Annotated in this window: 14 protein-coding genes; 4 read left to right on the forward strand and 10 right to left on the reverse strand. The window is 68.7% G+C overall.

Features of this window, described 5'->3' with window-relative positions; genetic code table 11:
- Positions 1-68 precede the first annotated feature (68 nt).
- Genes B7G54_RS32775 through osmF form a run of 4 tightly spaced genes read right to left on the reverse strand, consistent with a single transcriptional unit; the run spans position 69 to position 3866 of the window.
- Positions 69-836, reverse strand: coding sequence for an ABC transporter permease (locus tag B7G54_RS32775; RefSeq protein WP_085042877.1), 768 nt, complete (start codon positions 834-836; stop codon positions 69-71).
- Positions 833-1771, reverse strand: a complete 939-nt coding sequence (locus B7G54_RS32780) for an ABC transporter ATP-binding protein (RefSeq protein ID WP_085042878.1) — start codon at positions 1769-1771, stop codon at positions 833-835. The genes B7G54_RS32775 and B7G54_RS32780 overlap by 4 nt, the downstream gene beginning before the upstream one ends.
- The gene (locus tag B7G54_RS32785; RefSeq protein WP_085042879.1) at positions 1768-2946 is read right to left on the reverse strand and encodes an ABC transporter permease; all 1179 of its coding nucleotides are present in this window, start codon (positions 2944-2946) and stop codon (positions 1768-1770) included. Before B7G54_RS32785 ends, B7G54_RS32780 begins: the two co-directional genes overlap by 4 nt.
- The gene (osmF, locus tag B7G54_RS32790) at positions 2943-3866 is read right to left on the reverse strand and encodes a glycine betaine ABC transporter substrate-binding protein OsmF (protein ID WP_085042880.1); all 924 of its coding nucleotides are present in this window, start codon (positions 3864-3866) and stop codon (positions 2943-2945) included. Before osmF ends, B7G54_RS32785 begins: the two co-directional genes overlap by 4 nt.
- Positions 3867-4032: 166 nt before the next feature.
- Here osmF and B7G54_RS32795 point away from each other — a divergent pair, with 166 nt between their 5' ends.
- Positions 4033-4962, forward strand: a complete 930-nt coding sequence (locus tag B7G54_RS32795; protein ID WP_085042881.1) for a 2-hydroxyacid dehydrogenase — start codon at positions 4033-4035, stop codon at positions 4960-4962.
- A 21-nt stretch (positions 4963-4983) separates the two neighbouring features.
- On the opposite strand, the gene B7G54_RS32800 is transcribed toward B7G54_RS32795, so the two are convergent.
- Positions 4984-5352, reverse strand: coding sequence for an NUDIX domain-containing protein (locus tag B7G54_RS32800; protein ID WP_085042882.1), 369 nt, complete (start codon positions 5350-5352; stop codon positions 4984-4986).
- Positions 5353-5483: 131 nt separating this feature from the next.
- On the reverse strand, positions 5484-7454 hold the full coding sequence (locus B7G54_RS32805; RefSeq protein ID WP_085042883.1) for a Xaa-Pro dipeptidyl-peptidase: 1971 nt from the start codon (positions 7452-7454) through the stop codon (positions 5484-5486).
- Between the two features lie 596 nt (positions 7455-8050).
- Here B7G54_RS32805 and B7G54_RS32810 point away from each other — a divergent pair.
- Positions 8051-8863, forward strand: a complete 813-nt coding sequence (locus B7G54_RS32810) for a hypothetical protein (RefSeq protein WP_085042884.1) — start codon at positions 8051-8053, stop codon at positions 8861-8863.
- A gap of 52 nt (positions 8864-8915) precedes the next feature.
- Here B7G54_RS32810 and B7G54_RS32815 read toward each other — a convergent pair whose 3' ends face one another.
- Positions 8916-10169 carry a lipoprotein-releasing ABC transporter permease subunit gene (locus tag B7G54_RS32815; protein ID WP_165765643.1) on the reverse strand — a complete coding sequence of 418 codons (1254 nt, stop codon included), beginning with the start codon at positions 10167-10169 and terminating at the stop codon, positions 8916-8918.
- Between the two features lie 302 nt (positions 10170-10471).
- On the opposite strand from B7G54_RS32815, the gene B7G54_RS32820 reads away from it, so the two are divergent.
- Both B7G54_RS32820 and pbpC read left to right on the forward strand, forming a co-directional pair.
- Positions 10472-16474: an MG2 domain-containing protein gene (locus B7G54_RS32820; RefSeq protein ID WP_085042885.1), complete on the forward strand. Its 6003-nt coding sequence runs from the start codon at positions 10472-10474 to the stop codon at positions 16472-16474.
- 54 nt (positions 16475-16528) lie between these two features.
- Positions 16529-18943, forward strand: a complete 2415-nt coding sequence (gene pbpC / locus B7G54_RS32825; protein WP_085042886.1) for a penicillin-binding protein 1C — start codon at positions 16529-16531, stop codon at positions 18941-18943.
- Positions 18944-18964: 21 nt separating this feature from the next.
- Here the strand turns inward: pbpC and B7G54_RS32830 are convergent, their stop codons facing one another.
- From B7G54_RS32830 to B7G54_RS32840, 3 genes are all read right to left on the reverse strand, one after another.
- Positions 18965-20371 (reverse strand): methyl-accepting chemotaxis protein, encoded by a 1407-nt coding sequence (locus tag B7G54_RS32830; protein ID WP_085042887.1) that lies wholly within the window; start codon positions 20369-20371, stop codon positions 18965-18967.
- A gap of 222 nt (positions 20372-20593) precedes the next feature.
- On the reverse strand, positions 20594-21664 hold the full coding sequence (locus B7G54_RS32835) for a porin (protein WP_085042888.1): 1071 nt from the start codon (positions 21662-21664) through the stop codon (positions 20594-20596).
- 183 nt (positions 21665-21847) lie between these two features.
- The coding region (locus B7G54_RS32840; RefSeq protein ID WP_425266530.1) for an AMP-binding enzyme at positions 21848-22084 on the reverse strand (237 nt) is incomplete at its 5' end.

The raw sequence follows: 22084 nt of genomic DNA on the forward strand, positions 1-22084 counted from the left end.
GCTGCGTTTCGGTCGTTTTTACATGCCGCCGTGCGCGACAGGATGTGGCCCCACGCGCACTGCGTGCATTACGCGCGCCGTGCGGCCGCCACCCGTGCAATCGCGCCGATCGCGTCGCTGACGAGCACCGCGAGCAGCCCGACGATCACGCCGCCCTGCAGCACGAAGGCGGTGTTCGACGTCTGCAGCCCCGCGATGATGACGTCGCCGAGCCCGCGCGCGGCGACCGTCGAGCCGATCGTCGCGGTGCCGAGATTGATCACGACCGCGAGCCGGACCCCGTTGACGATCACCGGAAACGCGAGCGGCAGCTCGACCGACACGAGTTGCTGCCAGCCGCTCATCCCCATCCCGCGCGCGGCATCGACGACGTCGCGCGGCACGTCCTCGAGCCCCGCGATCGTGCTTTCGAACACGGGCAGGAGGCCGTACAGCACGAGCGCGATCAGCACGGGCTTCAATCCGAAGCCGACGGCCGGTACCGCGAGCGCGAGCACCGCGACGGGCGGGAAGGTCTGGCCGATGTCGACGACGCTGCGTGCGACCGGCAGGAAATCCGCGCCCCACGGCCGCGTGACCGCGATGCCGGCCGCGACCGCGACGATCGTGCCGATCACGCTCGACAACGCAACCGTGCCGAGATGCGCGAGCGTGAGGTCGAGCAGGCTCGCGCGATCGTAGATGACCGGTGCGCCGTTGTCCGCGAACGGCGCGAACCATCCTTGCAGCCATGCGGGGCGCAACAGCAGCACGAGCAGCAGCGCGAGCGCGGCCGCGCGGGCGGCGTATGCGAGAAGCGCCGGCCGCCTGGGCTGCACGCTGCTGCGCGTCTTCATGCGGGTTTCCTTGCGTGTGCGCGGATCGCATCGAGCGTGATGCGGCGCGTGTTTTGACCGGTGCCATCGTCGACCGGCAGCGCATCGACGCCGCGCCACAGCAGCTCCGACACCGCATCGCGCAGCGTGCGCGTCGCGGCGATCGGATCGCCGTCGGCATGACCGGCTTCGGCCACTGCGTCGATCGGTGTCAGTGCGAGCAGGCGCAGCGGCCGGTCGACGCCCGCGACGAGCTGCTCGACGACGCCGGCCGCCGGCCTGCCCAGAATCTCGGCCGGCGATGCGACCTGGAGCAGCCGGCCGCCGTCCATCACCGCGATCGTGTCGCCGAGCTTCAGTGCTTCCTCGATATCGTGCGTGACGATCACGACCGTGATGCCGAGGCGGCGCTGCAACGCGAACAGGTCGTCCTGCGCCTTGCCGCGGATGATCGGATCGAGCGCGCCGAACGGCTCGTCCATCAGCAGCATCGCCGGCTCGGCCGCAAGCGCGCGCGCGACGCCGACGCGCTGTTGCTGGCCGCCCGACAGTTCGTGCGGCAGCTTGTCCGCGAACTCGGCCGGTGCGAGATGGAACAGGTCGAGCAGTTCGTTCACGCGCGCGTCGATGCGATCGGCCGGCCAGCCGAGCAGGCGCGGCACGGTCGCGATGTTGCGTGCGACGCTCCAGTGCGGAAACAGCCCGTGCCCCTGGATCGCATAGCCGATGCCGCGCCGCAACTGTTCGGGCGCAACGGTGGCCGTATCGACACCGTCGATGCGGATCGTGCCGCTGGTGGGCGCGATCAGCCGGTTGATCATGCGCAGCAGCGTCGACTTGCCGCTGCCCGATGCGCCGACGAGCGCGGTGATCGTGCCGCGTTTCATCGTCAGCGACACGTCGTCGACGGCGACGATATCGCCGAAGCGTTTGCCCGCACGTTCGATCTCGATCATCCTGCACGCCCCTTCGCGAGCGTGGTCGCGGCTTCGAACATGACGGCCGCCACCAGCGCGAGCGCGATCGTCGGGATCGCGCCGAGCAGCACGAGATCGGCGGCCGATTGCCCGATCCCCTGGAAGATGAAGGTGCCGAAGCCGCCGCCGCCGATCAGCGCGGCGACCGCGGTCAGCCCGATGTTCTGCACGAGCACGATGCGCACGCCGCTGAGGATCACCGGCAGGGCGAGCACGAGATCGACGCGCAGCAACCGCTGGGTGCGCGTCATGCCCATCGCGCGCGCCGCTTCGGTCACGTGCGGCGGCACTTGCCCGAGACCGACCACGACGCTCGACGCGATCGGCAGCAGCGAATACAGGAACAGCGCGAGCACGGCCGGCGCGACGCCGATGCCGCGGATGCCGAGCGCGGCCGCGAGCGGCACGTGCGCGGCGAGCAGGCCGAGCGGCGCCATCATCAGCCCGTACATCGCGATGCTGGGGATCGTCTGCACGATATTGAGCACGGGCATCGCGACGGTGCGCACGGCCGCGATGCGCGCGCAGGCGATGCCGAGCGGCACGCCCGCGACGAGCGCGGCAGCCACCGAGCCACCGGCGAGCGATACGTGCCGGATCGCTTCGCGCCAGAAGTCGTCGCTGCGCACCGCGTATTCGCGCATCACGGAGAGGCCATCCCACCAGCCGCTCGCGAGCGGCACCGAAATCGCCGCGATCGCGACGACGAGCGCGGCGAGGCGCCGCCACGGGCCGAATGCGAGCCGCGCGAGCGCGTCCGCGACGAGCACGGCCCATGCGAACAGCAGCAGCCAGACGCCGGAGGAGGGCGACACGCGGGCGAGCATGTCGTCAGGTGCGACGACGTGCGTCGCAGCCGCGCCGACCGCGTACGCGAGCGTCGCGAGCCACGTGCAACCGGCCACGAGCCGCCACGCGGGGCGGCTCGCCGTCATCGCCCACAGCGCGCCGACGATCCACAGCGCGGCGAGCGCGGCGCCCTGCAGGGCCGGCAGCGCGGCGAACAGCGACAGATCCGTGCCGGCCGCGATGCGGTTCGGCCGCAGCACCGCGAACGGCAGGCCGAGCACGGCGACGATCGTCAGGATACCGATCAGGATGCCGACCTTGTCCGCCGTGATGCGCCGCGCGGACGCTGCCGCGCGACCCGTCATTTAACGAAGCCCTTCGCTTTCAGGTAGCTTTTCGCGACGCCGGCGGCCGGCTCGCCGTTGATCTGGATGCGCGCGTTCAGCGTTTGCAGCGTCTTCAGGTCGAGGCTCGCGAACACGGGCTTCAGGTAGTCGGCGATCTGCGGATGCGCTTTCAGCACGGCTTCGCGGATCACCGGCGCGGGAGCGTAGACGGGCTGCACGTGCTTGTCGTCGTCGAGTACCGCGAGGCCGCTCGACGAGATCCCGCCGTCGGTGCCGTAGACCATCGCGGCATTCACGCCGTCGGTCTGGTTCGCGGCGGCCTTGATGGTCGCGGCCGTGTCGCCGCCGGACAGCACGACGAGCTGGTCGGGCTTCAGCTTGAAGCCATACGCTTTTTCGAACGACGGCAGGGCCGACGCGCTGTTCACGAATTCAGCCGACGCCGCGAGCTTCACCTTGCCGCCGCCGGCGACCCACTTGCCGAAATCGGAGAAGGTCTTCAGGTGCTGCGACTGCGCGACGGGTGCGAGCACGGCGACGCCCCACGTGTTGTTCGCGGGCGCCGGGGCGAGCCATACGAGATGGTTCGCCGCGTAGTCGAGTTGCTTCGCAGTGTCGTAGCCCTGGCTCGCATTCTTCCACAGGGGATCGTCGGCCTTGTTGAAGAAGAACGCGGCGTTGCCGGTGTATTCGGGGTAGATGTCGATCTCGCCGCTCGTGAGCGCCTTGCGCACGATCGGCGTGGTGCCGAGCGCGATCTTTTCGGTGACGGCGATGCCGTGCGCCTTCAGCACCTGCGCGATGAGGTTGCCGAGCAGGTTGCCTTCGGTGTCGATCTTCGACGACACCACGACGGGCGTGTCGGCACGCGCGCCGGGCGCGACGAGGGTAGCGGCGAGCGCGAGGCCCAGGATCCGGGCGGGCAGGGCGAGCTTCATACGGGCCATTCTCCAGGACGGGGGCGTACGCCGAAAGTTACTTGACTGAGCCGGCTTTGGCAAACGGCATGGGCGGCGTGCCCACAGCCCGTGTGGGGATAACCCGCAGCCGTCTCGCGGGATTGTTACACTGAAATCCGTTCCCGCCTTGCCGACACTTCCTGACATGAAGCCCGAGTTGCTGGTTCTGATCGCATTGCGCGGCGACGCGCATCGCGAGATCGCCGCGTCGTTCGACGTGCGCCATGCCCCCACACCCGAAGCACGCGAACGCGCGATCGCCGAACACGGCGGCACGATACGCGCGGTGCTGACCAACGGCAGCACGGGGCTCACCGCAGCCGAGATCGATCGCCTTCCGCAACTCACGTTCGTCAGCGCGCTCGGCGCCGGCTACGAGCACATCGACGTCGCGCACGCGAAGGCGCGCGGCATTACCGTGGTCACGGGCGCCGGCACCAACGACGATTGCGTCGCCGATCACGCATTCGCGCTGCTGCTCGCGGCCGTGCGCAACGTCGTGCAGCTCGACGCGAAAACCCGCGCGGGGGTATGGCGCGACGAATTGCCGATGCCGCCGAACGTGTCGGGCAAGAGGCTCGGCATCGTCGGTCTCGGCAAGATCGGCGAGAAGTGCGCGCGCCGCGCGGCCGGCTTCGATATCGAGATCGGTTATCACAACCGGTCGGAGAAGAACGTCCCTTACCGCTATTTCGACCGTGTCGACGCGCTCGCGCGGTGGGCCGATTTCCTGATCGTCGCGACGCCGGGCGGTGCGGGCACGCGGCACCTGATCGATCGCGCGGTGCTCGATGCGCTCGGCCCCGGCGGGTTCGTCGTCAACGTGTCGCGCGGCAGCGTTGTCGATACCGCTGCTTTGGCGGAGGCGTTGCGCGAACGGCGCATTGCGGGCGCAGGGCTCGACGTGTACGAAGGCGAACCCGAGCCGCCGCGCGCGCTGACGGATCTCGACGGCGTCGTGCTGACGCCGCACATGGGCGGCTGGTCGCCCGAGGCGCTCGATCGCTCGGTGCAGCAGTTCATCGACAATGCCGAGCGGCACTTTTCAGGGCAGCCGGTGCTGACGCCGGTGTGACGGCGAGACGGCGGGCGCGAATCAGGCCGCCTGCTTGCAGAACGCCCAATAGAACGCCGGCAGGTTTGCCGGCTTGTCGGCATCGAGGTCGATCCAGCCGAACCGGTCGTGCTCGTCGCTCAGGACGATTTCGTGCCGATCGACCTGGCACTCGAAGCACACGATGAGCACGCGCTTGCCCGGCACGACCTCGCACGAACGGCTCGCCACGTAGCGGATCGCCGATGCGACGATCCCGCATTCCTCCTGCACTTCGCGTGCGACGGTTTCTTCGAGCGATTCGCCCGCTTCGGGCCAGCCGCCCGGCAACTCCCATTCGTCGCGCGGATTGCGCAGGAACAGGACCGAGCGGCCGTCGCGGATGATGGCTTTGGCGCTGATGGGGATCATGTGGGTTCACCGTTGGCATTCGACTTTCGCAGCCTATCGCAGGTGTTCCCTTCGTGCAGCGATCCCCCGCCGGCGCCGACCGGCGCGCAGGCGGGGGAGGCCGTGCCGTTACGCCGGCAGCCGGCGGGCGACTACGCGCCCGTGGACGACGAGGCCAGCGGCACCGTCACCGACGTGCCGGCCGGATCGAGCGTCAGGCCCGTGCCCGGCGTCGGCCGCAGCGTTGCCTCGTTGTCGCTGGACAGCACGACGAGCCCCAGCCGGTGGCCGGCTTCCAGCTTGTAGTCACGCGGCATGAACGTCAGCTTCAGGTCGTACGGCATCCCGGGCAGCACGGGCTCCGAGCGCCACTCGGACCACCGGTTGCGCGGGTCGGTCCACGCACGCGTGACGATCGTGGCCGTACCGTCCGGCGCGCGATCGACCAGCAGGGCCGTCACGTTGGCCACCGCCGTGAAGGTCAGCCTGACGCGTGCGGTCGCGGCGCCGGACAGGCGTGTCGCGGCCGTGAGCGGCGCGGTCTCGAAACGGCTGCGGTTCTCGCCCGTCGGCGCGTTCGCCAGCGTGAGCGCGGGAATGCGCGCATCGTCGGTGAAGCGCGCGAGCGGGCCGCCGCTCGGCAGCCGCAGCAGCGTGCCGGTGCCCGCGCCGTCGCCGCCGGCAAAATACGTGACCGGCGTGGCGTGGCGTGCGGCCCAGTCCGTTTCCTTCAGCAGCGTGCCGTCGGCCTGCTCGATCACCGCGCGGGGATCGCGTTCGACGCCGTTGTCGTAACCGACCAGATAACGCGTAAACCAGCGGTTCACTTCCGCGGTCCACGCATCGGCCATCGCCGGCACGCGGGTCGGGTCGGTGTGCTTCAGGCGATGCAGCCACAGCTGCGTCGGCACGCCCTGGCGCCGCATCGCGAGATGCCACGAGGTCGACTGGTCGACGCGCACGTTGTCGTCGGTCAGCCCCTGCGCGACGAGCGCCGGCGCGACCGCGAACGCGGACGGGATGTCGCGCGCGGCCCAGAACGGCGAATAGTCGCCGGTCGCGCGGTTTTCCTGTTGCAGTGCTTCATCGATCAGGTGCGTGCAACGCTCCGGATGCGCGTTCGTCAGCAGCGCCTTGATGTACACGTCGACGTCTTCGCCCTGATAGCCTTCCGGCGCGCGCACGAGCCCGCCCGAGCGGTAGTAGCCGTACATGTTCGTCAGCCCGGCCACCGGCACGATCGCGTCGAGCCCGCGCGTGCGCAGGCTCGCGACCATCTTCGGCAGCGTGCCGTCGTACGACACGCCGTACATGCCGACGTGGCCCGTCGACCAGTTCGCGACGACCGCCTTGCCGCTCGCGTCCTTCGCGGTCGCGTCGCGGCCGAGCCAGCGGATCACCGATGCCATCGCGACCGATTCGTCGCGCGTGAGGATCGTCGGGCAGCCGTCCGAGCCGGCGGTGCCGAGCGAATCCGCGTAGACGATCGTGAAGCCGCGCGGAATGAAGTAGCCCTCGATCCACGAGCGCCCGGCGGCGGCCGCTTCGACCTGCTGGAGCATCCGCACCTGCGGCGCGGCGGCCATGATGCGCGCGGACGTCGATGCGGACGCGGCGGCCGATGCGTTGGCGGCGGGGTGCGGCGTGCCGTCGAGTTCGACGTCGACGTCGTGGTTGGGGCTGTCGGCGAGGCCCGCGTAGTACGGGCTCGCGAGCACGATGACGGGGGTGCGTGCGCCGTTCGCGGTTTCGCTCGGGCGCACGACGCGCACGTGGATGCGGTCGCGCGTGCCGTCGCCGTCGGAATCGACCGGCGTGTCGACCCACGCGTTCTCCTCGATCGTGCCGCCCGACAGCGACGGCTGCACCTGGCCGTTCGCGATCACGGGGCGGTAGCGGCCGCCGCTGGCCGGATTGGCGTACGGGACGCCGGACGGCGAAATGCGGGATGCGAGCGGCTGCTTGTCGGCCGCCGATGCGGCGGCCCCCTCCTGTTGGCCCTGCGCGAGCGCGGAGACGCCCGCCACGCTGCCGCCGTCGTCGCCGCCGCACGCGGCGAGCGTCGTGGCTGCAACGAGCGCGGGAAGCCACGCGCGACGCAATCCGGTTCGATGAATGTTCATTGTCGACCTCATTCTTGTTTGTGATTGTCCGGAACCGGCCGGCCCGCGATATGCCCCCTGCGGCCCGGCCGGGTGCTGCATCGGATGAAGCGGAACTGCACCTTCGAAAGCACCGGGCGCAACGCCCGGGTGTCACGGCCGGCGTCGACGCGCGTCACGCATCGCGCAACCCGGCGGGTGTCGGGGCGACCGCATCGCCCCGACCGGAAAGCGTCAGCGCGGCGGCCGATTCATGCCGCACGGTCGACGCGAGGCCGGCGGCACGAAATGAATGGAGGAGTGCGAATCAAATACGGGCATGCCCGATCTTCCTTCAGGTTTCAGATGAAACGGAACGGCATGATGCGATGAGGCGGGGATGTTGCGAACGGCGGTGCTGCAACGGCAGGAAAGCGCGACGGGAGTCGGCAGGGCTGGCCGGATTGCTTTCCGGAAGCTTGCGCAAACTTATCTCAGTGAAATCTCGGTGTCAAACTTTTTTAGTTTCAGTCAAACAAAGTTTTTCGATGTGCCCCGCGGTCGACAGGAGATCGGTCTAAATTTCCGGGAAATCTGTCCGTAAACGGTAAAAAATAGCTTGAAAGGAGAGAGAGGGCATGCCGATTTCAGTCACGGCAGCGAGCGGTCTTTCGCTCGTGCAGATCGCGCAGGAAGCCGCGCTCGACGGGCGTCAACAGACGGACGCCGCGTCCGGGAAACCGCAGGACACGCCGATTGCGGTCCGGGCGCTGGATCAGGACGCGATGCACGCGGCGCGCATGAAGCAGATGTCGATGCTGGGTGACCTGTCGACGAAGCTGCGCGGCGTCACCAGCCAGCTCGCGACGAGCCTGCACGAGATCATCGCGAAGCGCCCGGATCTGGCCGACGCGCAGTTCGACTTCACGACCGACGACGGCCGGATCGAGGTCGTGTCGAAGACGATGACGGAAAGCGATCGCGCGTGGGTGGAGTCGACGCTGAACGCGAATGCGGGCCTCGTGCTCGCGACGCGCGAGTTTCACCGGCAGGCCGTCGATTTCGCCGAGCAGGGCGCGGCGGCCGTGGGCGAGACGTTCACGGACGACGATCGCAAGGTGGCCAGCCAGCGCGCCGACGCGGGCTTCCTCTTCATGAAGGAGATCAACACGTCCGTCGCGCGCAACCGGAAGTTCGAAGAGGCCGGCGGGCACTTCACCACGCAGGACGGCATGCCGCTGAAGTTCGAGCCGTCGGCCGGCAGCGCGCGCGGCACGCTCGCGCTGCTGGATACCGACCGTCAGTTGTCGTCGGGCGCGGCGATCTTCGTCGACGATTCGGGGCAGAAGACGTACGGCAGGCGCGCGGAACTGATCGACGTCGGCTTCGGGGCTGCGTTCGCGGGCATCCTGAACGGCCGCAACAGCATCGGTTTCCACGAGATCGCATAACGGCGCGCTACGCCTCGCCTCGCCTCGCCCCGCCGCGCCGGCCGCCGCGCGCCTATTCGTCGCGCAGCGCTTCGGCCGGCCGCACCCGCGCGGCGCGCCAGCTCGGGTAAAGCGTTGCGACGCACGACATCAGGAACGCGGCCGCGGCGATCTCGATCACGTCGGCCGCCGCGAGCTTCGACGGCAGCGAACTGAGGAAGTACACGGACGGCGTCAGGAAGCGGATGCCGAGCAACTGCTCGATCGCCGGCAGCACCCACGGGATGCTCACCGCGATCGCACAGCCGAGCGCGACGCCCGCCAGCGTGCCGGCGAGGCCGATCGTCATCCCCTGGATCGCGAAGACCTTCATGATCGACCCGGGCGGCGCGCCGAGCGTGCGCAGGATCGCGATGTCGCCCTGCTTCTGCGTGACGGTCATCACGAGCGACGACACGAGGTTGAACGCGGCGACCGCGACGATCAGCATCAGGATCAGCGACAGCATGCGCTTTTGCAGCCGCTCGGCCTCGAACCACGTGCGGTTCTGCCGCGTCCAGTCGCGGATATAGAGGTCGCCCGACAGCGTGCGCGACAGTTCCAGCGCGATCTCCGGCGCGCGCTGCAGATCGTCGAGGCGCAGCCGGATGCCGGTCGGCGCGCGCACGTTGAACAGCATCTGCGCGTCGCGGATATGGATGTATGCGAGCGCGCTGTCGTACTGGTAGTGGCCCGACTCGAACGTGCCGACCACGTTGAACTGCCGGAACTGCGGCAGCGCGTCGCCGATGCGCGCGGTGTTGCCGGGCGCGAAGAACGTGATGCGGTCGCCGATCTTCACGTGCAGCGCGTCGGCCAGCGCCGAGCCGAGCACGATGCCCATCTCGCCCGGCACGAGCGCGTCGAGCCGCCCGGTCTTCAGCTTGCGCGCGATCTCGGACACGCGCGGCTCGAGCACGGGATCGATGCCGCGCAGCGCGACGCCCGTCACGCTGCCCGCGTTCGTCAGCAGCGCCTGCGCATCGACATAGGGCGCGACGGCGCGCACCGCCGGATTCTGCAGCGATTCGTGCGCGGTGAGCCGCCAGTCGGGCATCGCGCCGGCCGGCGAGAAGATTTCCACGTGCGCGAGCACCGACAGCATCCGGTCGCGCACTTCGGTCCGGAATCCGTTCATCACCGACAGCACGACGATCAGCGCGGCGACGCCGAGCGCGATGCCGGCCATCGCGGCGCCGGCAATGAACGACACGAAGCCGTCGCCAGCCGAGCGCCGGCCGCCGCGTGCATAGCGCAGCCCGATCTGCCATTCGAACGGGAGTTTCAAGCGGTTTCCTTTCATTTCGATTCGAATCATGCCGAGCCGCGCATTCTAGCGAACCGGGCACCGCCGTGCGTAGAGGTTGCGCCATTGAAGACCGATATCCACCCGACCGGCCGGTTATCCAGCGGCGTTGCGCGCCGGCACACCGATATTTCCATCGTTTCGGGTCTGATCGATAATGGCGCCCAGCATCCGGTCGAATATTCCAAGTACTACGGCGCAACCGGGCCGCGCCGTCACAGACCCATAACAATTCGGGGAAAGTTGCCGCACCCGGCAGCATGTCCTTGACAAGGAAATAACAAATGGATTTGCTGCGCTTCCTGCTGCTCCTGCCGATTCGCGCGGCGGGCTTCGTCTGGTGGCTGCTCGGCTGCGCGCTGCGGCCGCTGGTCGGCGACGTGTCGTGGACGGCGCCCGCATGGACGGGCATCACCGCCGCGGCCGTGCGCCGCCGCCCGTGGCATGCCGGCGGCCTCGTGCTGCTCGCGGCCGCGCTCGGCTATGGCGGCTACTGGTTCAAGCATCGCCCGAAGCCGCCCGAGCCCGAAACCGTCAGTTTCACCGTGAAGGCGCCGGCGATCACCACCTATGAGGTGGACGACAGCGACAAGCCGAAGATCACCGTGCATCCGCTTGAAGTGGCGTTCGCGCAGTCCGCCGCGCCGATCGAACAGGTCGGCAAGCCGGCCGGCGACGGCATCGAGATGACGCCCGCGCTGAAGGGCGCGTGGGAGTGGGCCGACGACAAGACGTTGCGCTTCACGCCGGCGGCCGACTGGCCGGTCGGCGCGCACGTCGAGGTGCGTTTCGCGGTGCACCGGGTGTTCGCGCCGCAGGTGACGATGCACGACGACCGTTTCGCATTCGACCTGCCCGCATTCGCCGCGACATTCGGCAACAATGAGTTCTACCAGAATCCCGACAAGCCGACGGAGAAGCAGGCGCTGCTGCAGTTGCGCTTCAACTACCCGGTGGATCCGGCCGAGTTCGAGAAGCGCATCGGCCTCGTGCTGGTGGGTCGCGACGGCAAGAATGCGCAGCCGCTGCGCTACACGGTCAACTACGACAAGATGAAGACGAGCGCGTGGGTCTACTCGCAGCCGCTCGAGATTCCGCGCGATCCGCTGGTGGCGCGGCTCGACGTCGACAAGGGCGTGAAGAGTTCGCGCGGCGGCAACGGCACGCCGGACGTGCTGCATGCGTCGGTCGGCGTGCCGGGGCTCTACAGCCTGTCGATCGCCAACGTGGCGCCGACGCTCGTCGACAACGAGCGCTACGAGCCCGAGCAGGTGCTCGTCGCGGAAGCATCCGACGGCGTGCGCAGCGCCGACCTGGCCGCGCGCGCCAAGGCATGGGTGTTGCCGAAGCGCAAGCCGGGCGTCGATCAGCCGGACGACGATCCGCCGTACGAATGGAACGTGGCCGACATCAGCGAGGCGGTGCTGAAGCAGTCGAAGCCGCTGCCGCTCGATGCGGTGCCGACCGAGAACGACTACGCGACGCTGCAAAGCTTCAAGTACCACGCGACGCCGGGCGATCGCATCGTCGTGCGTTTCGCGGGCGACCTGAAATCGGCGGGCGGCTACCTGCTTGGTGCGCCCGTCACGACCGCGTTCACGGTGCCCGACTATCCGAAGCTGCTGCGCTTCATGGCCGACGGTTCGCTGCTGTCGATGAGCGGCAGCAAGCGGCTGTCGGTCGTGTCGCGCAACCTGCCGGGGATGAAGGTCGAGATCGGCCGCGTGCTGCCCGACCAGCTCCAGCATCTCGTGAGCTTCAACAACGGCACGTACGCGCGGCCCGAGCTGTCGTATTCGTTCAGCGAGGATCACATCGTCGAGCGCTTCGTGCAGACGCGCGCGTTTCCGGCCGGCGACCCTGGCAAGGCGCATTACGAAGGCATCGATCTCGGCCAGTACCTGAAGGACGGCAAGCGCGGCGTGTTCCTGCTGCACCTGACCAAGTACGACCCGGCGGCCGAGAAGAAGAAGGCCGACGAGGCGAAGGACAGCGACGCATCGTCCGGCGACGGCAGCCAGGATCAGTCCGACAACGCCGATTCGGGCGACAGCAACGGCAACGGCGACGACAGCGACAACGCGCTCGGCGACACGCGCCTGATCGTCGTGACCGATCTCGGGATGCTGGTCAAGAAGGCGCTCGACGGCAGCCAGGACGTGTTCGTCCAGTCGATCCGCAACGGCCGCCCGGTTGCGGGCGCAACCGTGTCGGTGCTCGCGGTGAACGGCCAGGCGCTGTTCACGCAGACGACCGGCGCCGACGGCATCGTGCATTTCCCCGCGTTCAAGGGGCTCGACCGCGAGAAGCGGCCGCAGCTGTATGTCGTGAAGAAGGACACCGACCTGTCGTTCCTGCCGGTGGCCGGCCGCGACCGCCAGCTCGACTTCTCGCGTTTCGACGTCGACGGCGAGCGCAATGCGACGGGCCAGGGGCAGCTGTCCGCCTACCTGTTCTCGGATCGCGGCCTGTACCGGCCCGGCGATCCGTTCCACGTCGGCCTGATCGTGCGCGCGGCGAGCTGGGCGCGCAGCCCGGCCGGCGTGCCGCTGCAGGCGGAGATCGTCGACCCGCGCGGGATCACCGTCGAGCGCAAGCCGGTGACGGTCGATGCGACGGGCTTCACCGAGCTCGGCTACACGACGGCCGAAACGGCGCCGACCGGCACGTGGACGGTCAACCTGTATATCGTCAAGGACGGCCAGCCCGGTGCGGAGCCGATCGGCAGCACGACGGTGCAGGTGAAGGAATTCCTGCCCGACCGGATGAAGGTCGACGCGAAGCTGTCGCAGCAGGTCGTCGAAGGGTGGGTGAAGCCGAAGGGGCTGAAGGGCCTCGTCGATGCGCAGAACCTGTTCGGCACGCCGGCGGAGAAGCGCCGCGTCGCGGCGACGCTGACGCTGCGCCCGGTGTGGCCGTCGTTCCGCAGCTGGCAGGGTTTCCATTTCTTCGACGCGCGTCGCGCGAAGGAGGGTTACACGACGACGCTGCAGGACGGCACGACCGACGACAAGGGCCATGCCGAGTTCGATCTCGATCTCGACAAGTACGCGGACGCGACCTACCAGCTCTACTTCCAGGCGAAGGCCTATGAAGCGGAAGGCGGGCGCAACGTCGCCGCGAACGCGCAGACGCTCGTGTCGAACAACGACTGGCTGGTCGGCTACAAGTCGGTCGACGATCTCGGCTACGTGAAGCGCGGCAGCCCGCGCACGGTGCGGCTCGTCGCGATCGATCCGAACGCGAAGGCGATCGACGTGAAGGACCTGCGCGCGCAGCTCGTCGAGGAGCGTTACGTGTCGGTGCTGACCAAGCAGGATTCCGGCGCGTACAAATACGATTCGCGGCTGAAGGAAGTGCCTGTCGACGAGAAGCCGCTGACGATTCCGGCGGCCGGGCTCGACTTCACGCTGCGCACCGACAAGCCGGGCAGCTATGCGCTCGTGATCCGCAACGCGGCCGGTGCCGCAGTGAACCGGATCGAGTATTCGGTCACGGGCGACGCGAACGTCACGCGTTCGCTCGACCGTAACGCGGAGCTGCAGGTGAGCCTCGCGAAGCACGACTACAAGCCGGGCGAGCAGGTCGAGATCGCGATTCGCGCGCCCTACGCGGGCAGCGGCCTGATCACGATCGAGCGCGACAAGGTGTATGCGCACGCCTGGTTCCATGCGGACACGACCAGCTCGATCCAGCACATCACGGTGCCGGCCGGTTTCGAGGGCAACGGCTACATCAACGTGCAATACATCCGCGATCCGTCGTCGGACGAGATCTTCATGAGCCCGCTGAGCTACGGCGTCGTGCCGTTCTCGGTGAACCTCGATGCGCGCCGCAATGCGGTGTCGGTCGATGCGCCGGCGCTCGTGAAGCCCGGCGACACGGTGAATTTCACCGTGCATTCGGCGAAGCCTGCGAAGGTCGTCGTGTTTGCGGTGGACGAGGGCATCCTGCAGGTCGCGCGCTACAAGCTTGGCGATCCGCTGAAGTTCTTCTTCCGCAAGCGGATGCTCGAAGTCGGCACGTCGCAGATCCTCGACCTGATCCTGCCGGACTTCGAGAAGCTGATGGCGATGGCCGCGCCCGGCGGCGACGCCGACGATGCGATCGGCCGCCAGCTGAACCCGTTCAAGCGCAAGCGCGACAAGCCGGTCGTCTACTGGTCGGGGATCGTCGACGTGAACGGCGACACGCGCCTGAGCTACACCGTGCCCGACTACTTCAACGGCAAGCTGCGCGTGATGGCCGTGTCGGTGTCGCCGGACCTGGTCGGTACGTTCGAAGGCGCGACGACGGTGCGCGGCGATTTCGTGCTGTCGCCGAACGTGCCGACGACGCTCGCGCCGGGTGACGAGGCCGACGTCAGCGTCGGCGTCGCGAACAACCTGACGGGTGCCGGCAACCAGCCGGTGCCGGTCGCGGTCACGCTGAAGACGGGCCCGCAGCTGCAGGTGATCGGGCCGGCCACGCAGAACGTCGCGCTCGCGCCGCAGCACGAGGGCGTCGCGATGTTCCGCGTGAAGGCGACCGACACGCTCGGCTCGGGCGCGCTGTCGTTTGGCGCGCGCTATGGCGCGAAGGGTGCGCAGCAGCGCGTCGACGTGTCGGTGCGGCCGGCCGCCGCGTTCCGCACGCAGCTTGACATCGCGCGGCTCGATCCGGGCAAGAAGGCGAGCGTGCCGAACCTGCGCTCGATGTACGACGCCTATGCATCGCGCGACGCGAGTATCTCGACCGCGCCGCTCGTGCTGTCGGAAGGGTTGTCGTCATATCTCGTCAACTTCGAGCACTACTGCAGCGAGCAGATGGTGAGCGCAGCCGTGCCGCGCGTGTTCGCGGCGAAGTGGCTGTCGGTGCGCGCGCTGACGAGCGCGATGCATGCGGCCGACGCCGGCGCCGACGCGACGAACGCGGCGGCGATCGCGCAGTTCCTCGGCGTGCTGCGCAGCCGGCAGAACGCGCAAGGCGGGTTCGGCCTGTGGAGCGCGACGCCCGATGCCGATCCATTCGTGTCCGCGTACGCGATGCACGTGCTGCTCGACGCACGCGAGCGCGGCATCGCGGTGCCGAAGGACATGCTCGACGCCGGCAACCAGTACCTGCAGAGGCTCGCGGCGAACGATTCGCTCGGCTCGCTCGACCTGCTGCGGCAGCGTGCGTACGCGGTGTATCTGCTGACGCGCCAGGGCAACGTGACGACCAACAGCCTCGCGGCCGTGCAGAAGCGGCTGCAGGATGCGTATCCGAACGACTGGAAGAACGACCTTGCGGCCGCATGGCTCGCCGCGTCGTACCAGCTGCTGAAGCAGGACAAGGAGGCCGCGGCGCTGATCGCAGGCCCGCAGGCGCTGCTCGAGCGCAAGCGTGCGTCCGACGGCGGATACGTGACGGGCTACTACCTCGATCCGCTGACGCGCGACGCGAGCGTGCTGTACCTGATCGCGAAACACTTCCCGGAGCGCGTGCGCAAGCTGTCGCCGCGCGCGATGGACAACCTTGCCGCGCCGCTCGTCGACAACCGCTACAACACGCTGTCGTCGGCGATGACGATCCTCGCGCTCGATGCGTATGCGGCGTCGAGCGCGGGCCAGCTCGACCAGCTCGCAATCGACGAGGTGCGCGCGGGCGTTGCGCCGAAGGACGTATCGTCGATCCAGGCGAACCTCGTGCGCTCGGGCACATGGGCGGCCGGTGCGTCGCGCGTCGACTTCGTGAACGGCAGCACGCTGCCCGCATGGTGGGTCGCGAGCCAGTCGGGCTACGACCGCGGCACGTCGACGAAGGCGATCAAGAACGGGCTGGAGATCGTGCGCGACTACACCGACACGGACGGCAAGCCGCTCGACAAGATCACGCTCGGCCAGGAGATCGACGTGCACGTGAAGATCCGTGCGACGGGCTCGGCGAACGTCGGCAACGTCGCGATCGTCGACCTGCTGCCCGGCGGCTTCGATCCGGTGATCGCGCCGCCGCCCGTCGCCGACACGCAGGATAGCGACAGCAACGGCGATGGCGGCGCGCCGGCGCCGGTGGCCGATGCGCCGTGGCGTTCGCCGATCGGCGTGAAGGGCTCCACGTGGCAGCCGCAGTTCGCGGACGTGCGTGAAGATCGCGTCGTGATCTACGGAACCGCGACGACCGACGTGCGCGAATTCGTCTACCGGATCAAGGCGAGCAACGCGGGCCGCTTCGTCGCGCCGCCGGCATACGGCGAGTCGATGTACGACCGCCGCGTGCAGGCCCAGGCGCCCGGTGGCACGACGCTGACGGTGGAGCGCGTGCGATGACGATGCGGCCGCAACGGTGTTGCCGGCCGCGCGGGGTGCGAGGAGCGTCCGCGCGTGGCTGACGATGTTTCGGCGCTCCGGCGCGCGCTGCACGGCGCCGGCCGCTGGCTGCATCGCTGGCAGAACTGGATCGCCGGCGCGCTGCTCGTGTTCGGCGCGCTGGCCGCGTGCCGGCTGTGGCCGCATCCGCCGCTGCGCGACTGGAAGCCGACGTCGGTCGCGGTGGCCGATGCGCAGGGCCGCCTGCTGCGGCTCACGCTCGCGAAGGACGACCGCTACCGGCTGTGGGTACCGCTCGACCGGATGTCGCCGCAGCTCGTCGAAGCCGTGATGCTGCACGAGGATCGCTGGTTCTGGTGGCATCCGGGCTTCAACCCGTACGGGCTTGCGCGCGGCGCGTGGATCACGTACGTGCGCGGCGGCAATCCGCAGGGCGGCTCGACGCTGACGATGCAGCTCGCGCGCTCGCTGTGGAAGCTGAACACGCGTACGCCGGCCGGCAAGCTCGAGCAGGTTGCGCGCGCGGTGCAGCTCGAACTCTTCTACTCGAAACGGCAGATTCTCGAAGCGTATCTGAACGATGCGCCGTACGGCCGCAACGTCGAAGGCGCAGGCACTGCGAGCGTCGTCTATTTCGACCGGATGCCAGACGCGCTGACGCTGCCGGAGGCGCTCGCGCTCGCGGTGATTCCGCAGGACCCGGCGCGGCGTGTGCGCGGCGGGCAGGACGAGATCAACCGCGCGCTGGCCGCGTCGCGCAACCGGCTGTATGCACGCTGGCTGACGAAACATCCGCGCGATGCGTCGCTGAAGCCGCTGTTCGCGTTGCCGCTCGCGATGCGGCCGCTGTCGGCGCTACCGTTCGACGCGCCACATGCGGTCGACCAGGCGCTCGCCGCGCGCAGCGCATGGCGCACGACGTCGGGCGGCACGGCGGACGACAGCGGCGCCGGCGCGCGGCTCGTGACGACGCTCGATCTCGATCTGCAGCGCGCGCTCGAACGGCAGATCGCACGCTATGTCGCGCGCAACGACACGCGAGGCGTGCGCAACGCGGCGGCCATCCTCGTCGATACGCGCGACATGGGCGTGAAGGCGCTGGTCGGCTCCGCGAACTTCTTCGACCGCACGATCGACGGGCAGGTGAACGGCACGCTTGCGCGGCGCTCGCCGGGCTCGACGCTCAAGCCGTTCATCTATGCGCTCGGTTTCGACCAGGGCGTGCTGCATCCGCAGACGGTGCTGCGCGATGTGCCGACTTCGTTCGGCCCGTATGCGCCGGAGAATTTCGACGGCCATTTCCTCGGGCCGATCACCGCGACCGACGCGCTGAACCGCAGCCGCAACGTGCCGGCCGTGTGGGTCGCGTCGCAGCTCAAGTCGCCCGACCTGTACCGGTTCCTGCAGGATGCCGGCGTGCGCCGGCTCGCGAGCGCGCAGCACTACGGGCTCGCGCTCGTGCTCGGCGGCGGCGAAGTGACGATGCAGGATCTCGCGGCGCTCTACGCGATGCTCGCGAATCGCGGCGAGTTCCGGCCGCTGCGGCTGCGCGCGGACGAACCGGCGCTGCCGGGCCGGCGCCTGCTCAGCGCGGAAGCGAGCTACATGACGATGGACATGCTGCGCCAGCATCTGCGCCCCGACGAGACGAGCGGCGCGCAGCCATCGAGCGTGCCCGTCTACTGGAAGACCGGCACGTCATGGTCGTTCCGCGATGCGTGGACGGCCGGCGTGTTCGGCCCGTACGTGCTGGTCGTGTGGGTCGGCAATTTCGACAACTCGACCAATACGGCGTTCGTCGGCGTCGACGCGGCCGCGCCGCTGTTCTTCCAGGTCGTCGACGCGCTGAATGCCGAGCGCACGCTCGCCGAGCCGCCGCGTGCGGTGCCGCCGAAGCTGAAGCGCGTGCGGATCTGCCTCGCGAGCGGCGACTTGCCGAACGAGTGGTGCCCGCAGCAGGGCTGGACCTGGTTCATTCCGGGCACGTCGCCGATCCGCGTGAGCACCGTGCACCGGCCGGTCGTGATCGACGATGCGACGGGGAAGGCTGCGTGCCCGCCGTATGACGGCAAGCGCACGCATACGGAGATCTTCGAGTTCTGGCCGTCGGATCTGCAGCAGGTGTTCGTGCAGGCCGGCATTCCGCGCCGGCGGCCGCCGCAGAACGCGGACTGCCGCGACGCGGGGCAGGTCGAGGGCGATCCGCCGCGCATCACGTCGCCGCTGCGCGGCAGTACGTATGCGATGCGCGTGAAGAGCACGGAGGAGACGCGCATCGCGTTCAACGCGACGGCCGATGCGAGCGCGCATGCGCTGTACTGGTTCGTCAACGATGCGTTTGTCGGCCGCAGTGCGCCGGGCGACGCGCTGTTCTGGCAACCCCGGACGGCCGGCAGCTATACGGTCAGGGTGGTCGACGATCACGGGCGCAGCGATCAGCGGCCGTTGGGAGTGGGGCTGGAGCAGTAGGGGCGGTGCGCCCGCACCGGTTCAGACGCTGTAGCCGATCCGCAGGACCCCCCATGGCCGTCCGCCGACGACGATCGGCGCGGAAACGTCCTTCATCAGCGCGAAGTGGCCGTTGCCCATGTCGCGCCGATAGGTCTGCAACAGGAACGGCTTGGTATGCGACACGGAGGTGCGCGCCGTCCGGTCGGTATAGATCCGGCGGTTCCGGCAGTTCGCCGCGTTCCAGGCGGCGTCCGCGCGCTGGGGCAGCGAGAATTTCCGGTTGTGGGTCGGCAGGTAGCACTGCCTGTCGAAGCTGGCGCAATAGACGATGCGTTCGTCGATGTCGAGCACCGGCTCCTGGATGGCCGGCAGCACGCGATCGGTGAAGGCCGTGAAGCGCGTCATGAACTGCTGCGGATCGGTGCCGGGAATCGGCTCGTAGTGCGCGTCGAAGAGCGCGTCGAGCGCGATGTCGCCGCGGCTGACCGCTGCCTCGAAGAGCTTGCTGATCGCGGCGGCGGTGTTCCGCGCGGTGTCGATCAGGCGCGTGTCGGGCGACTCGATGCCGGTCGCGGCCGTGAGTTCGATGAGTGTCTCGGAGACGGAGAGCAGATTGCCGAGCCGGTCCTTGGCCTGCGAGAAGTTGTCGCTCGAGTTCTCGACGCCCGACGCCATCTCGCCCACCTGTTCGTCGAGGCGGTGGCACTGCGTCTCGATCTCGTCCGTCAGCGATGCGATCTGTTCGGCCTCGCCGGCGAGCTCGGTGATCGCGTGCCCGGTCGCGTGCACGACTTCGCCGATCGTGCGCGTACCCTCGCGTACGCGGTGCGCGCGCGCGGCGTTGTCGGTTCCGTCCGCGATCAGGTGTTCGGTCTGCTCGGCGAGGCGCGCCAGGGTCGTTTCGATCTGGGCCGTCGCCTGCCCGGTCTTGGCGGACAGGTTCTTGACCTCGGCTGCGACGACGGCGAAGCTGCGGCCCGACTCGCCGGCGCGCGCGGCCTCGATCGCGGCGTTCAGCGCGAGCAGGTGGGTCTGGCGGGCGATGACGGAGATTTCCTCGGACACGGCGCGCACGTGATCGAGCGCGTCGCGCAGCGCACCCATCTGGCTGCCGATCGCGGTGACGCCCTCGACGAGGACGTGAATGTCCGCGAGCGATGCCTCGATCGTCCGCTGCGACTGCAGGACCGCGCTCGACGCGTTGGCGCTGACGTCGCGCACCTGCTGCGCGGCCTCGGCGATCCGGTGGTTGCCGCGCAGCGTGAGGGCGGCCGATTCGCGCAGCGTGTGGCAGACCTCCGCCTGCCTGGCGACGCGGGCGGCGACTTCCTCGACGTGCCCGGACACGTCGCAGATCTCGATGCCGAGCCTGCCGGCCTGCTCGGCGATGTCGCCGACGAGCGCACGCGATGAACGGCGGCCGCGACCGATTCCGAAGAAGTTCACGTTGCTGGGTCTCCTTGAGGGTGTGCACGCCCGGTTCCCTGCGGATATCGGGTGCGCGCTCCTGACTTGACGGCAGCACGGCCGCGGACTTGAGGTCGGGTAAACATCGAGGCCGGATGGCCCGGGCGACGCCGGGCGTGGCACATCGTTCCCCGGGTTCGCGGCGGCTGTGCTGCAATGCGGAGACGGACGCGTGCCGGCCGCCCGTCCGCATGCGCTGCGTCAGAACACGTGGTGGATGCCGGCATTGACACCGACCGTCGTGCCCGGCAATCCGAACAACGCGCCGCCCGTGATGCCGAGGCCCGTGTTCATCGCGCCGTGGTTGTTGACGACGCCGACCTGCGCATACAGGCCGGTTCGCTTCGACAGGCTGTAATCGGCGCCGATCGCGGCAAGCAGCGAATGATTGTGCGAATCGTTGCGGTCGGTCGTGTACCACGCGCCGGTGTTCAGGTCGAGCGCCGGCGTGACGCGATAGTCGAGACCGGCGCTATACACGTTGTTGCTGAACGAGCCGGCGACCTTGTAGCTCGTGAACGACGCCTTGCCGGTCACGGGCCCGAACGTGTACGCGGTACCGATCGTGCGGCCGACGAACGCGACCGTGCTCGGAACCGGCGTCGGCGACGTGCCGCCGTTGCCGTCGTAGAGCGCCGCGTTGAGCATGAATGCACCGTTCGTATAGGTGAGGCTGCCGGAATACTGGCGTCCCGCCTGGAAATCCCCGGCCTTTCCGCCGAATCCGAACATCGCGCTGCCCGTCAGCCCGGCGATCGTCGGGCTCGTGTACGAAATCGCGTTCGGGTTGAAGAGGCCCGTGACGAGCACGTTGTCGACGTACGGGATCAGCGCGGCGCCGAAGTGCGAGATATTGCGGGGATCCGATCCGAGCACCGCGAGCACGAACGGCGAGAATTGCAGGCCGACCTTCGTCTCGCCGAATCCGCCGTCGATTCCGACCCACGCCTGGCGGCCGAAGAAGTTGCCGTTCGAATGGCCGAACGCGCCGTCCGTGATGTTGAAGCCGCTTTCCAGCTTGAATCTCGCATGCAGCCCGCCACCGAGATCTTCGCTACCCGTCATGCCGAAGTTGGTCGGCGTCATGCCGGTGTCGGTCAGCGCGAACTGGCGTCCGGCGTTGCCGCCGGTTGCCGAGTCGAGCGATCGGTTCGTGTAGAGCAATGCTGCGTCGAGGTCACCGTACAGCGTGATGCTGCTCTGGGCGAAGCTGCTCGTGCTTGCCGCTGCGCCGAGCAATGCCGCGCACATCATCCGTATCCTTCCTTTCATCGCCTGTCTCCGTTTTGTTGAGTGTTTTAATACGTATGACTAATTAAAAATGCGGCGGCAGGCTCGATGCGAGCCGCCGGCATGCCGTGCTGTCGGGGAACGCACGGCGATGCTTGTTGCGGGCCGGATACGGCCGCGCGCCGGCGCTGCGGCGAAGCGGAGCGCCCGCCGTGGCGGGCGGTGTCAGGCCGAGCGGTTCAGCTGCTCGAGGATGGCCGGGTTCTCGAGCGTGGACGTATCCTGCGTGATCGCCTCGCCCTTCGCGAGCGAGCGCAGCAGGCGCCGCATGATCTTGCCCGAGCGCGTCTTCGGCAGGTTGTCGCCGAAACGGATGTCCTTCGGCTTCGCAATCGGCCCGATCTGCTTGCCGACCCAGTCGCGCAGCGTCTTCGCGAGCGCCGCGGCTTCCTCGCCTTCCGG

This window comes from Burkholderia puraquae (genome assembly GCF_002099195.1).
Taxonomy (GTDB): Bacteria; Pseudomonadota; Gammaproteobacteria; order Burkholderiales; family Burkholderiaceae; genus Burkholderia; species Burkholderia puraquae.

Coding starts and splice junctions, on each gene's coding strand:
- B7G54_RS32775 (WP_085042877.1), bottom strand. CDS start 836: ATGAAGACGCGCAGCAGCGTGCAGCCCAGGCGGCCGGCGCTTCTCGCA.
- B7G54_RS32780 (WP_085042878.1), bottom strand. CDS start 1,771: ATGATCGAGATCGAACGTGCGGGCAAACGCTTCGGCGATATCGTCGCC.
- B7G54_RS32785 (WP_085042879.1), bottom strand. CDS start 2,946: ATGACGGGTCGCGCGGCAGCGTCCGCGCGGCGCATCACGGCGGACAAG.
- osmF (WP_085042880.1), bottom strand. CDS start 3,866: ATGAAGCTCGCCCTGCCCGCCCGGATCCTGGGCCTCGCGCTCGCCGCT.
- B7G54_RS32795 (WP_085042881.1), top strand. CDS start 4,033: ATGAAGCCCGAGTTGCTGGTTCTGATCGCATTGCGCGGCGACGCGCAT.
- B7G54_RS32800 (WP_085042882.1), bottom strand. CDS start 5,352: ATGATCCCCATCAGCGCCAAAGCCATCATCCGCGACGGCCGCTCGGTC.
- B7G54_RS32805 (WP_085042883.1), bottom strand. CDS start 7,454: ATGAACATTCATCGAACCGGATTGCGTCGCGCGTGGCTTCCCGCGCTC.
- B7G54_RS32810 (WP_085042884.1), top strand. CDS start 8,051: ATGCCGATTTCAGTCACGGCAGCGAGCGGTCTTTCGCTCGTGCAGATC.
- B7G54_RS32820 (WP_085042885.1), top strand. CDS start 10,472: ATGGATTTGCTGCGCTTCCTGCTGCTCCTGCCGATTCGCGCGGCGGGC.
- B7G54_RS32835 (WP_085042888.1), bottom strand. CDS start 21,664: ATGAAAGGAAGGATACGGATGATGTGCGCGGCATTGCTCGGCGCAGCG.